Origin of the sequence: Citrobacter sp. Cb080, assembly GCF_030334745.1 — a bacterium.
Taxonomy (GTDB): Bacteria; Pseudomonadota; Gammaproteobacteria; order Enterobacterales; family Enterobacteriaceae; genus Citrobacter; species Citrobacter braakii.
On the sequence record NZ_JAOWDG010000082.1, the window covers coordinates 137,016 to 150,760 of the forward strand.

The 13,745-nt window shown below is 46.2% G+C and carries 9 protein-coding genes; 6 read left to right on the top strand and 3 right to left on the bottom strand.

Annotation, left to right across the window (positions count from 1 at the left end; translation table 11 throughout):
- Positions 1-35 precede the first annotated feature (35 nt).
- The 3 genes from OGV38_RS21700 to OGV38_RS21710 all read right to left on the bottom strand — a co-directional run bounded on the left by OGV38_RS21700 (position 36) and on the right by OGV38_RS21710 (position 2,759).
- On the bottom strand, positions 36-746 hold the full coding sequence (locus OGV38_RS21700; protein ID WP_213748684.1) for a DeoR family transcriptional regulator: 711 nt from the start codon (positions 744-746) through the stop codon (positions 36-38).
- A gap of 243 nt (positions 747-989) precedes the next feature.
- Entirely contained in the window at positions 990-1,808 is an 819-nt protein-coding gene (locus OGV38_RS21705) for a DUF932 domain-containing protein (RefSeq protein WP_116691699.1), read from the bottom strand.
- A gap of 87 nt (positions 1,809-1,895) precedes the next feature.
- Complete coding sequence (locus OGV38_RS21710; RefSeq protein WP_213748685.1) at positions 1,896-2,759, bottom strand: GTPase family protein; 864 nt, start codon at positions 2,757-2,759, stop codon at positions 1,896-1,898.
- A 260-nt stretch (positions 2,760-3,019) separates the two neighbouring features.
- On the opposite strand from OGV38_RS21710, the gene OGV38_RS21715 reads away from it, so the two are divergent.
- The 6 genes from OGV38_RS21715 (at position 3,020) to OGV38_RS21740 (ending at position 13,665) form a co-directional block, all read left to right on the top strand.
- Positions 3,020-4,576 carry a type I restriction-modification system subunit M gene (locus tag OGV38_RS21715; RefSeq protein WP_213748686.1) on the top strand — a complete coding sequence of 519 codons (1,557 nt, stop codon included), beginning with the start codon at positions 3,020-3,022 and terminating at the stop codon, positions 4,574-4,576.
- Complete coding sequence (locus OGV38_RS21720; RefSeq protein ID WP_286474929.1) at positions 4,573-5,832, top strand: restriction endonuclease subunit S; 1,260 nt, start codon at positions 4,573-4,575, stop codon at positions 5,830-5,832. The genes OGV38_RS21715 and OGV38_RS21720 overlap by 4 nt, the downstream gene beginning before the upstream one ends.
- Position 5,833: 1 nt before the next feature.
- Complete coding sequence (locus OGV38_RS21725) at positions 5,834-7,144, top strand: AAA family ATPase (RefSeq protein WP_213748687.1); 1,311 nt, start codon at positions 5,834-5,836, stop codon at positions 7,142-7,144.
- Positions 7,137-10,250 (top strand): HsdR family type I site-specific deoxyribonuclease, encoded by a 3,114-nt coding sequence (locus tag OGV38_RS21730; protein WP_286474934.1) that lies wholly within the window; start codon positions 7,137-7,139, stop codon positions 10,248-10,250. Before OGV38_RS21725 ends, OGV38_RS21730 begins: the two co-directional genes overlap by 8 nt.
- A gap of 189 nt (positions 10,251-10,439) precedes the next feature.
- Positions 10,440-11,780: a DUF262 domain-containing protein gene (locus tag OGV38_RS21735; RefSeq protein ID WP_286474937.1), complete on the top strand. Its 1,341-nt coding sequence runs from the start codon at positions 10,440-10,442 to the stop codon at positions 11,778-11,780.
- Positions 11,767-13,665, top strand: a complete 1,899-nt coding sequence (locus OGV38_RS21740; protein WP_213748747.1) for a GmrSD restriction endonuclease domain-containing protein — start codon at positions 11,767-11,769, stop codon at positions 13,663-13,665. Before OGV38_RS21735 ends, OGV38_RS21740 begins: the two co-directional genes overlap by 14 nt.
- The last annotated feature ends 80 nt before the right edge of the window (positions 13,666-13,745 follow it).

Below are 13,745 nucleotides of genomic sequence, written 5' to 3' on the forward strand. Positions count from 1 at the left end.
TTATCTCTGAAATACCGGCACAGGCCGGAGGTTGATTAAGCAGCACTGCCCGCTGAGCTTCTGTCAGGAGAGGTCAGTAACAGGGCTTCGCGAATGAAACTAAAGTGAGGAAGTGCGTGGATGAAAGCAGGCTGACTGGTCAACTGGCTGATGGTTTTTCTGGGTATAAAAGTGGTGTTCAGCACTGTGACGGCGTGAATATCTGTCAGCGGATGGACCGTGATATGCCCCCGAAACTCACCGGCCAGATACCAGCAACCTGACTGCGAAATCAGACGGTACGGGGCCAGGCTCTCACAGCGTTGCCCCTCGGCCAGCAGCGTCACCCGCTGGCGGGAGGTAATGGCGGTTACCAGTCGGTAAAACACCAGTGAGCCGGAAGGACTCACCCCGTGTGGCAGTTGCCACACCAGACAGGGTGCATCATCCGACGCCAGCAGGGCACTGACCAGTCTGCGGTCAAAGCCCGGAAATACATCAGCGAGACCGGTGCGGTGAGCAAAGGTCAGCACATCCAGTTCACCCTGCGCACCGTTACCTCCAGTGCGCAGGCGACAGAGCCCCTGACGATACTCCAGGTCCAGGTACATGAGCCGCTCACGAAAATCCCGCCGCAGAGTGCGAACCGACACCCCGAACTCGGCGGCAAGCTTCGTCACGCTCAGAGTTTCGCCCGCCACCAGGCGACCGATGATGAGTGACAATCTGACCGCCAGCCGGTCATGGCGACGTTCTGCCTGTGTCATGGAACATTCTCCGTGAAGGATTAACTGACTGAAATTAATGTGATTACTTTACAGAGGGGGGTGGACAGGGAATGGACACTGCGGGAACTATTTTTTGCATCCGCATTATGCGAGAACGGACGCGGTCTACAGAAGTATTAGTCTGTTTTGCAAACAATCCCATTGAGGTGTAACGGACAGGTTGTGTCCATTATTAACGCAGCGATAACAATACCAAGGTTATGAAGAGTACAATTCGCTCCTTTACAGTTGCTCGAGCAGGGTTTCCGCCATCACCCACAGGGCACGATTAAGCTTCACATCGCCATCTATGCCACGTACCGCACGGGTATGGGTTCGTCCACCTTTTGCACTACGACCACTTAACCCGCCTTTAATCAGGTTTTCCTGGATACGCTGATAGGTGGTCCACAGGTCATCACTGTAATCCTCGTAACGACGGGGAGTCAGAACCTGCGCCTCGGTTACTGGCTGGTGGTCCTCGCCGAAGCGATAAGTGATTGCGGCTTTTGCCAGTGCCTGACGGGCCGGAGGTGGCAGCACCAGCGACTGCATGGCATCGCGCTTTTCCTCTACCCGGTCAAAAATCCCCAGCACCTCATACGCCCCTTCTATCACCTGACTCACTACGTCTCCTTTATGCGGAACGCGCACCTCGCCAAAGGTCTCGCCGCAAATCAAACCATTCTGGCAGACCTGGCGAAACAACCCTGGCAGCATCTGGTAGGAACTGGAGCCATCGTGGGAATTCAACAGAATGATTTCCGGCACCTGTTTACCGGTGATCTGGCCCTCACGGCGCAGGCGCAACATGTGCTTTGTGTGCTCACGACGCTCAGGATCACGAACACGGGTCTGACAGGCAAAGAATGGTTGAAAGCCTTCGCGCTGTAGGCTGTCGAGCAGGGAAATTGTGGGAATGTAGGTATACCGTGCGCTGCGTGAAGCGTGTTTATCTTCGCTGAAAACACTCGGTACCGCGCGGAACAGCTCTTCACGGGTTAAAGGGCGATCACGACGGATAACATTAGCTGCGCCAAAGCGCGAAGCCAGACGGGTCATAAACAGACTCCTTACGAAAATTAAATAAAAGAAAGCTCTGTCGCACAGGCGACAGGGCTCATGGAATAGCAAAGAGTTGAAGAAAATTCAGAAGAAGAAACTCCAGACGGCACGGGCGACAGATACTACCGTATCGCGTACAGTCTGAATGATGGTCCGAACCGGGGGCGGTATTAGCGGCATGGAACTTACCGTATCCAGTAATGTACCTACCGTCTCACCAAAATCATCGCGGGCTTTTTTATTAACGGCATCGGTACGAAGCGGCGTATAGAGTTGTACCGCAACGGGGCTACTGGCCTCACGGGGAAGGCTGCGAATCATCCGCTCAGCCATCACCCGTAGCCCCCACTGCAGACGGACCGACACAGCACACACCGGATGCACGGGCTGGAACAACTCATGCAATAGGCAGATTTTACGGCTGATGTTTTGTTTCTGTTCTGTGGATAATCGTTCTCCTCTGCTGGTGGGCTCAGCCTTGTCCGACTGGCTGATAACAAACAGCACCTTATGCCGGTATGCCTCGCCAATCACCTTGTGATAAAAGTGCTCATCCACTGCCAGCGCCCGGTCATCAGCCTTAATCAACCACAGCACCAGGTCGAGGCGAGGAAGTTGTTCATGGTAAAGAGCAGCATATTCGGTATCACGTGCACCGCTTTCCCCGACTCCAGGCAAATCCACCAGCGTCATAAACCGTCCTCCAACCTGAAAACGAAAATGCAGTGGTTCACGGGTGCAGGCTGCTACATTGCTGACCGGCGATACCTCACCGGCAAATAGGGCATTACATAATGACGATTTTCCCGCTCCGGTTTTGCCCATAATGCCGATCACCGGTTCATAGCTGGTTAGCTGGCTTACCTGGTGCAGAATGCGTTCAGACATCCATTGAGGCAAGCCAGAAAGTGAGTTCTGCAGCGGCTGCAGACCTTCAGAATTGTTCATCACTACTCCTATGAAAAATAAAACAAAAACGGCAGAACCGTGAGGTTCTGCCGTTAATCGGGTATGTTCAGAGAAATGATATATATCCGAAGATTTTTTTAATGCACTCAGGTGTAGGAATTGGTAGAACCTTTTGGAGCCTGCGAAGCTGCTTACCGGAAAAAGGCATTATCTAACTTGATTATAGATACAGTCGATAAGAACAAATTGCGATAAAATCGCATCAATAGCCGTAACCAAAAATCAATAACAGGATAAAAATGACTAGTCTTCAACAACGAGCAGAACTACACCGTCAAATCTGGGCAATTGCCAATGATGTCCGGGGGTCGGTCGATGGTTGGGATTTCAAACAATACGTCCTTGGTGCGCTCTTCTATCGCTTTATCAGTGAAAACTTTTCCAGCTACATTGAGGCCGGTGATGATAGCATCCACTATGCTGCGCTGGATGACAGTATCATTACCGATGACATTAAAGACGATGCCATCAAAACCAAAGGCTATTTCATTTACCCAAGCCAGCTGTTCTGCAATGTTGCCGCTAAAGCGAATACCAACGACAGGTTGAACGCCGATTTAAACAGCATCTTCGTCGCCATTGAAAGCTCAGCATACGGTTATCCGTCTGAAGCAGACATCAAAGGTCTGTTTGCCGATTTCGATACCACCAGCAACCGCTTAGGTAACACCGTCAAAGATAAAAACACCCGCCTTGCCGCCGTGCTAAAAGGCGTTGAAGAGTTAAAGCTCGGTGACTTTAACGACCATCAGATAGATCTTTTCGGTGACGCGTATGAATTCCTGATTTCTAACTATGCTGCTAATGCCGGTAAGTCAGGTGGCGAATTCTTCACGCCACAGCACGTTTCAAAACTGATTGCCCAACTGGCAATGCATGGTCAGAGCCACGTCAACAAAATCTACGACCCGGCGGCAGGTTCCGGCTCGCTGCTGTTACAGGCGAAAAAACATTTCGATAATCACATCATCGAAGAAGGCTTCTTTGGTCAGGAGATTAACCATACGACCTTTAACCTTGCGCGTATGAACATGTTCCTGCACAACATCAACTACGACAAATTTAACATCAAGCTGGGAAATACACTGACTGAGCCGCATTTTAGCGATGAGAAACCCTTTGATGCGATTGTCTCCAACCCGCCTTATTCAGTGAAATGGATTGGTAGTGATGATCCGACACTGATTAACGATGAACGTTTTGCTCCGGCAGGTGTGCTGGCTCCGAAATCCAAAGCTGACTTTGCCTTTGTGCTGCATGCATTGAACTATCTCTCTGCGAAAGGACGCGCGGCGATTGTCTGCTTCCCAGGGATTTTCTACCGTGGCGGTGCAGAGCAAAAAATCCGGCAGTATTTGGTCGATAACAATTATGTTGAGACGGTGATTTCACTCGCGCCTAACCTGTTCTTCGGCACCACTATAGCCGTTAACATTCTGGTGTTGTCAAAACACAAAACAGATACCAGAGTTCAATTTATTGATGCCAGCGGGTTGTTTAAAAAAGAAACTAATAACAACATCCTCACCGATAAACATATCAAACAGATTATGCAGGCCTTTGAAAGCAAGGCTGACACCGACCATTTGGCGAAATCTGTGCCGTTTGAGTCTGTTGCCGCCAATGACTATAACCTGTCAGTCAGTAGTTATGTCGAAGCCTTTGATACCCGTGAAATCGTCGATATCACGGAACTAAATGCCGAATTGAAAAATACCGTCAGCAAAATCGACCAGTTACGCAAGGATATTGATTCAATTGTGGCTCAAATCGAAGGTAGTGAGGTGCAGGCATGAGTGAGCTGAATTATCTTGAAAAGCTGCTAGATGGGGCTGAGGTTCAGTGGAGGACGCTAGATGGTGTTGGCCAGTTTCTTCGCGGCAAGAGGTTCGTCAAATCAGACCTTATTTCGGAAGGTGTTCCATGCATCCACTATGGAGAAATGTACACACATTATGGAATATCGGCAGAAGAAACCAAGTCATTCCTAGACGAAGGGGTCGCCGAAAAATTACGTGTTGCTAATCATGGAGACGTAATTATTGTCGCTGCAGGCGAAACAATTGAGGATATTGGAAACGGTACTGCATGGCTTGGGAAAAATGATGTGGTCTTTCACGATGCATGCTTTTCATTCAAAAGCGAATTAAATTCAAAGTATGTATCTTACTTCCTGAGAACGAAATTATTTAAAGAGCAAATAAAAAGAGGCGTTTCATCCGGCAAAATTTCATCAATTAATGCAAAAGGTCTTGGGAGGGCTGAGATCCCAATTCCATGCCCGGATAACCTAGAAAAATCCCTTGCTATCCAGTCTGAAATAGTCCGGATTTTGGATAAATTTTCTGCCCTTACCGCTGAGCTTACCGCTGAGCTTACCGCTGAGCTTACCGTACGTAAAAAACAGTATGCCTACTATCGCGACCAGTTGCTGAGTTTTGACGAGGGTGAGATTGAATGGAAGATGTTGGAAGAAGTATCTGACATTTATGATTCTCTGCATCAAACCCCCCAATATGCTGAGAATGGCTTGAGCATGATACGCGTTACAGACATAAAGAATGGATATGTTGATTTAAGTAAGACATTGAAAGTCAATAATGAAGTATTTGCAACATTTACAAAAAAATACTCTCCACAAAAAAATGACTTAGTAATGTCAAGAGTTGGCTCATATGGGAATGTGGGCATTATCCCTTTAGATAATTCAGCCTGCATGGGCCAAAATACGGTAGTCATTCACCCCCGAATAAATAGCAGTTACCTTTTTTACATACTGTCCTCCAATATTGGGCAAAATTTTATTGAAAGAAATGTCGGTGGTGGGAGTCAAAAAACGCTAAGTCTGAAATCTATAAAAGCAATACCGATTCCACTTGTAAGTGAAAAAGAACAATTCAGGATTGCTTCTATTTTGGGTAAATTCGACACGTTAACTAACTCGATCAGCGAAGGCCTTCCACGCGAAATCGAGCTACGCCAGAAGCAGTATGAATATTATCGCGATTTACTGTTCACTTTCCCGAAATTAAATGTACAGGTAGAAGTTTGAGATGAGCCAGACACTAACGGAGATAGCCCAAGAGCTAATTGATGCCAATAAAAAAGTGCAACTAATATATGCTTTTAATGGCACAGGAAAAACGCGTTTATCACGTGAGTTCAAACAGCTTGTTGCCCCTAAAAACATTGATGATCAGGATGGTGCTGAGGCTGAACCTTCTCGAAGTAAAATTCTTTATTACAGTGCTTTTACCGAAGATTTATTTTATTGGGATAACGATTTAAATGCTGACGCTGATCCCAAACTAAAAATCCAACCTAATACATTTACTGGGTGGTTAATTACATTACTAGAAGAATTGGGAGAAGATGGTAATATCATTACCAATTTTCAGCGTTATACGAGTAGTAAAGCCACGCCGACATTTAATCCGGAATATGAAAGTAACAGCAAGGATCATAATAACAATGATATTACTGTCACTATCCCAGCTTATTCCGAGGTTACTTTTCAAGTAACTAAAAGCAATCCTACAACACCTGAAATCCCAAGTGAAATAACGGAAGATACTCTAACTTCAGTTCAGGGACAATACGAAAAGATAAAAATATCTAAAGGTGAAGAGAGCAATTTTGTTTGGAGCATTATATATACTTTATTGGAGCAGGTAGTATCCACTCTAAACGAAACTGATGCCACCAACCGTATAACAAATGAATTTGATAAGTTGGAGTATGTATTTATTGATGACCCTGTTAGCTCTTTGGATGACAGTCATCTAATTGAGTTAGCCGTCAACTTGGCAGATTTAATAAAGTCGAGCAAGTCCGATCTTAAATTTATCATTACAACACACAATCCATTGTTTTATAATGTCCTGTATAATGAACTAGGTAACAAAGCTTACGAAAAACAAGCTGATGGGACGTACAATCTAACTTATAACGCAAACAAAGCATTTAAGAAATACCGCCTAGAAAAGCAGGCAGATGGCCTGTATCAGATATTAGAGCAAGGAACCGACTCACCGTTTTCTTACCACCTATATCTTTTATCTGAAATTCAAAGTGCAATAAAAAATAACCAAATTAGAAAATATCATTTTAGTTTTATACGGAATGTACTGGAAAAGATGGCAACTTTTCTGGGTTATAATTATTGGCCTGCGTTATTACCTAAAACAGCTGATGGTAAGCCAGACTCCTTTGTCAACAGAATACTCAACTTATCAAGTCATTCGGCTCATGCGGGTGAAGAAACTGCGGTCGTTGAGGATATAGACAAGGAGAAATTGGAAGCGCTAGTTAACTTTTTGACTCAAACTTATGGTTTCAGAAAGCAGGAAGCAATAAATGACTGAATATAATACCATTGCTGAATCCAACAACTTTATCGTCCTCGATAAATACTCCAAAGCACAGGAAACTGGCGACAGCTATCAGAGTGAAGCAGACCTGGAGCGTGAAGTGATTCAGGATCTTCGCAATCAGGGCTATGAATTCCTTTCCATTAAATCACAGACCGCGATGCTGACCAATGTGCGGGAACGGCTTCAGAGCCTCAATGGTGTGTTATTCAACGAAAGCGAGTGGCGACGCTTCAGTGAGCAGTATCTGGACAGTCCTAGTGACAGCCCCCTCGATAAGACTCGCAAAATTCATATCGACTATATCTGCGACTTCACGTTCGATGATGGGCGTCTGGAAAATATCTACCTGATCGATAAAAAGAATCTCATGCGTAATAAAATGCAGGTGATCAAACAGTTCGAGCAAGCCGGGACTCATGCCAATCGCTACGATATCACCATCCTGGTCAATGGTCTGCCACTGGTTCAAATTGAGCTGAAAAAACGCGGCGTAGCTATACGTGAAGCCTTTAACCAGATACACCGTTACAGCAAGGAAAGCTTTAACGGTGACAACTCACTGTTTAAATACCTGCAACTGTTTGTCATTTCCAACGGCACCGATACCCGCTACTTTGCCAATACCACAAAGCGGGATAAGAACAGTTTCGACTTCACCATGAACTGGGCGAAGTCCGATAACACGCTGATTAAAGATCTAAAGGACTTTACTGCCACTTTTTTCCAGAAGCACACTTTGCTCAATGTATTGTTTGACTACAGCGTGTTTGACAGCAGCCAGACGCTGCTGGTGATGCGCCCATATCAGATTGCCGCCACCGAACGGATTTTATGGAAAATTAACAGCTCCTATAAAGCCAAAAACTGGTCAACCCCAGAAAGTGGCGGTTTTATCTGGCACACCACCGGCTCAGGTAAAACCCTGACCAGCTTTAAAGCCGCACGTCTGGCGACCGAACTGGACTTCATTGATAAAGTCTTCTTTGTGGTCGACCGTAAAGACCTCGATTTCCAGACCATGAAGGAGTATCAGCGCTTCTCCCCGGACAGCGTCAATGGTTCTGACAATACTGCAGGCCTTAAAAGGAATCTGGATAAAGACGATAACAAAATTATCGTCACCACCATTCAGAAGCTGAATAACCTGATGAAAGCGGAAGCTGACTTACCGGTCTATCAGCAGCAGGTCGTCTTCATTTTCGATGAGTGCCACCGCAGCCAGTTCGGTGAGGCCCAAAAGAATCTGAAGAAGAAATTCAAACGCTTCTATCAGTTTGGCTTCACCGGTACCCCCATTTTCCCACAAAACGCATTAGGCGCAGAAACCACCGCCAGCGTGTTTGGCCGCGAACTGCATTCTTACGTAATTACCGATGCAATTCGTGATGAGAAGGTGCTGAAGTTCAAGGTGGATTATAACGATGTCCGCCCGCAGTTTAAGGCGCTTGAAAATGAAACCGACGACAAGAAACTCACGTCAGCTGAAAACAATCAGGCTTTTTTACATCCGCGCCGTATTGAGGAAATTACCCGCTATATTCTTGCTAATTACCGTCAGAAAACCCATCGAACTTTCCCTGGGGCGAGAGGGTTCAATGCCATGTTTGCGGTCAGCAGTGTGGATGCGGCTAAAGCCTATTACGAGGCTTTTAAGCAATTACAGCAGGGGCCAGACAATCATACTGACGCCCGTAAGCCACTTAGGGTAGCGACTATCTATTCATTCGCAGCGAATGAAGAACAGAATGCGGTCGGTGACATTACCGATGAAAGTTTCGATGTCAGTGCCATGAACAGCAGTGCCAAAGAATTTCTTGATGCGGCCATTGACGACTATAACCGTCATTTCAAAACCAATTTCAGTACCGACAGCAATGGCTTCCAGAATTATTATCGTGATTTAGCACAGCGCGTTAAGAATCAGGATATTGACCTGTTAATTGTCGTGGGCATGTTCTTAACCGGCTTCGATGCCCCAACTCTGAATACCCTGTTTGTGGATAAGAATCTGCGCTATCACGGCCTGATGCAGGCATTCTCACGCACCAACCGCATTTATGATGCCACCAAAACCTTCGGCAATATCGTGACTTTCCGTAATCTGGAACATGCGACGATTGACGCTATCACGCTATTTGGTGATAAGAATACCAAAAACGTGGTGCTGGAAAAGAGCTACACAGAGTACATGGAAGGCTTTAACGACATCGTCACCGGTGAAGCGAAACGTGGTTTTATGGCTGTAGTCTCAGAGCTAGAGCACCGGTTCCCAGACCCGGCGAATATTGACAGCGAGAAAGAGAGAAAATCCTTCGTGAAGCTGTTTGGTGAGTATCTGAGAGCCGAAAACATTCTGCAAAACTATGACGAATTTGCCACGCTAAAAGCGCTCCAGAAGATCGATACCAGCAACCTGGAGGCACTCGAAGCCTTCAAGGCCGAGCATTATCTCGATGATGAGAAGCTCGCTGAATTACAGACCATTCGCCTTCCTGCCGAACGCAAGCTTCAGGACTACCGTTCAGCCTACAATGACATCCGCGACTGGCAACGACGCGAAAAGGCAGCGAATGATAAGGATAACTCAACCACCGACTGGGATGATGTGGTGTTTGAGGTGGATTTGTTGAAGTCTCAGGAGATTAACCTGGATTATATCCTCGGTCTGATATTCGAGCATAACAAACAGAACAAGAGCAAAGACGGGCTGACCGAAGAAGTCAGACGTCTTATCCGCTCAAGCCTGGGCAACCGAGCCAAAGAAGGGCTGGTCATTGATTTTATTCAGCAGACGAACCTGGATGAACTGCCAGATAAGGCCGGGATTATTGATGCGTTCTTCGCTTTTGCTCAGCGCGAACAGCAGCGTGAGGCAGACGCATTGATAAAAGAAGAAAACCTGAATGAAGAGGCGACCAAACGCTATATCCGTACGTCCCTGAAACGAGAGTATGCCACCGAAAATGGTACTGAGCTAAACGAGACGTTACCAAAACTCAGCCCGTTAAACCCGCAATATAAAACGAAAAAGCAGTCAGTGTTCCAGAAAATCGTCGCATTCATTGAGAAATTTAAAGGGGTGGGTGGGCAGATTTAAGCGTGGGGGTTTGAAGGATATTGGCACTGATAACCTGTCTGTGAGCGCAGCACTTCGGACATGGCTCCATCTATCACAATAAGGAAATGAGTTAATGACCTTCTGCGATAAACTAAAAATACATCTGGAAAACAGCCAGCAAAACCAACCCCAACTGACAGTTATGATTGTTGAGCAGGCATTGTAGTCATGGGAACTGTATCCTATCAGGTAAAAAAAATCGGGATGCTGCTAGAGCAGCGCCTCGCTATTCCGTCATACCAGCGCCCCTACAAATGGCAACAAAAACACGTCAATCAACTAATTGATGATGTGTTAACCCACCAAAATAAACAGAGCTACCGCCTTGGGACTGTGGTGTTGCACCGGGATAAGTTAAAACCTGCTTATGAAGGTGAGCTCGATATCGTTGATGGTCAGCAGCGCCTTCTGACCTTAACCTTGCTTTGCTCAGTGCTCGATCAGAGTGGCGAGTTTTCAACGCCCCTGTTGGAACAATCTTTTGCTTCAAGGGTTAGCATCAATAACCTTGAGCACAATGCCAAAGTCATTGAGAACCGCCTCGTGGGACTAAATGATAACGAGCGCAAATCACTACTTCACTTCGTGTGTAACAAGTGTGAACTGATCGAAGTGACGCTCGATGATTTGAGCGAAGCCTTTCAGTTTTTCGACTCGCAAAATGCCAGGGGTAAGGCCCTCGCGCCCCATGACTTGCTAAAGGCATACCATTTGCGCGAAATGATGGATGATACAGAGCAAGCGGAACGACTACACCACGTTAGCCTATGGGAGCAAGGAGTCAGTCCGGATGATGAATCCGCTAACCTTCACCTCATTATGGGCGAGTATTTGTTCCGCCTGCGCCGATGGCTGGATGGCGATTATGGCGTGCAGTTCAGCCGCCACAATCTTGAGGTGTTCAAAGGCGTAAACCTCTCCACCTCTGATTACCACTATCTGCAGTCTCTGCTCGCCCTGGATTTTGCGGTTGAGCACTACAATAACGACCCTATCAGGAAGTGGGACAAGCAGAATAAACCTTATCCGTTTCAGGTTAATCAGTTAATAATTAACGGAAAGCGCTTTTTTGAGTATATCCAGCACTACAAATCCCTGCATCACACCCTATTTGAAGGTGACAACGCGCTGCTTGGCAATTTCTTAAAAAAACATACCCGTTACGCTGGCAGTTCACGCAAAGGGGATATGTATATTAAAAATCTCTTTATGTGTGCAGTGATGGCCTATTACGATAAGTTTGGCGACAAAGAATTAATTCAAGCCGCAACAGTCTGTTTTTGTTGGAGTTACTACTTGCGCTTGCAATATCAAAAAATCGGCATGGACAGTGTTGATGGTTATGCGCGTGAGCCCCGAGGACTATTGAGAGTGCTCGATAAAGCGATCCACCCACAACAAGTCCTACGCTTTCAGCCAAAGCGTTGTATAAACATTCGTTTTCAAAATGCCAAACCCGTAGAAGATTCAATCGCTCAGATGCAGGGAGATGTACATGCCACTGAGTAACGATTTAGCCTTGCTGACCATCGAACAGTTATTCAGCGCTAATAGCCATTATGTTATCCCTATTTATCAGCGTAACTACGCCTGGGGCGCGCAGGAGATTGAACAGCTTATTCGGGATATTGCCGATGCTGCTGAAGCCCTTAAAAATGCAGAGCAACAGGAAGACCCGAAATACTATCTGGGCAGCTTGGTGGTATATGTCCGAGATGGCGCCAATAGCGCACACCAAGGCGTAATAGTCTATGAAACGATTGATGGACAGCAAAGGTACACAACACTGTCGATTTTGCTCGCATATTTAAAAAAAGTTGCTTACTGCAGCGAACAAGATTTATCCCCGCTTCACCTAAATCTCGACTTTGACAGCCGCCCTAAATCAGCCCGAACGCTAAATAACCTGTTTCAACAGGCTCAGAGCAATGATCCTGAAGAACCCTCAATCCGAGCGGCGTTTACTATTATTGAACGCTACTTTGAGAAAGAGAACATAGACACCAACAACTTTTGCCGATATCTACTCCAGCGCGTCACTATTTTGCGGGTTCCGGTGCCAACAGAGACTGATCTCAACCACTACTTTGAGATCATGAATAACCGAGGTGAACAGCTAGAAAAACACGAAGTGTTGAAAGCGAATTTGATGTCAGTTTACAACGGTGAAACTGCCGCAAGAAACGGCTTTTCTGCCATATGGGATGCCTGCGCTGACATGAATCGATATGTGCAATTGGGCTTTAGCTCAGAGGCTCGCAAAGCATTATTTGGTGAGCAGTGGCTAGGATTCCCGGCGAGTTTTGAGGTGATAAAATGCGCGATAGAAACTGATCGTGATACAGACGAAAAGCTGACTATACGAGATATTATCGAAAGACGACGCTTTCATCACACTGATGACAACGATGAAAAAGCAAAAGAGCAGCGTTTTGATTCGATTATCGATTTCTCCAACTTCCTACTGCATGTGCTAAAAGTGACAGTGGATAATGCCGTGTCTTTGGACGATAAAAAGCTACTTCAGGCATTTGAAATCATAAAAAATGACCGAAAAAAAATCACCCAGTTTGCTTTTAACTTGCTGAAGTTTAGAGTCTTGTTTGACCGCTATATCATTAAGCGCGATCAGGCTGAGAAGTGGAGCCTGCTGACACTTGAGTACTATGCCAGAGACAGGAATTCGAGCTTTAGCTACAACAACTCTTTCGATCAAGATGAACTGTCTGGTGTAAATAAACAACTAGCGATGATCTTGTCGATGTTCCATGTCTCCCACCCTGCCTATGTTTACAAGCGATGGCTCAATCGCTCGCTGGCCATTTTGAATACTCTGGCTTTGGGTCAACTGAACGTTGACGGAGCGGCTTACCTCAGAGAGCTTGAGCAACTCAGCCATGAGTTTTTGGCTGAGATTTGTGGTGAAAAGGAGCAATTCGATGCAGAGGCTCTGCACCGTGGTACCGGTGTGCAGAACTTTGTGTTCAATTTGCTCGATTATCGTTTGTGGCGTGATCTTAATGCTGGCCAATCATTTGATGGTAAAGGGCTTAATAATCCCGAGATTAAAAAGCATTTTGACGGCTTCCAGTTTTCACCGAGTCGAACGTCGGTTGAACACTACTTTCCTCAAACCGATCCTTCTGGCGCAAACCAAATGGGGGATGATGTCCATCGTTTCGGTAACCTCTGCCTGATCTCACCAAGCAGCAACTCGAGACTTAGTAATTATTCGCCGGCAGACAAGAAAAAATTCTACGTCGAAACAGAGCGAGCAGAGAGCTTAAAACAAGCAATCATGATGAGCTATGAGGAGTGGGGGCCGGAGGGACAAGGCTTTAAAAACATAGCAAGCCATGAATACGCGATGCTGACGTTGCTCAGGAGACATTGAATGCCCTCCACCACTATAACGTGATTCAGGGGCTGGTTACATCCGGCAGCAGTGCCTGTGACGCAATGAACACCAAGGAA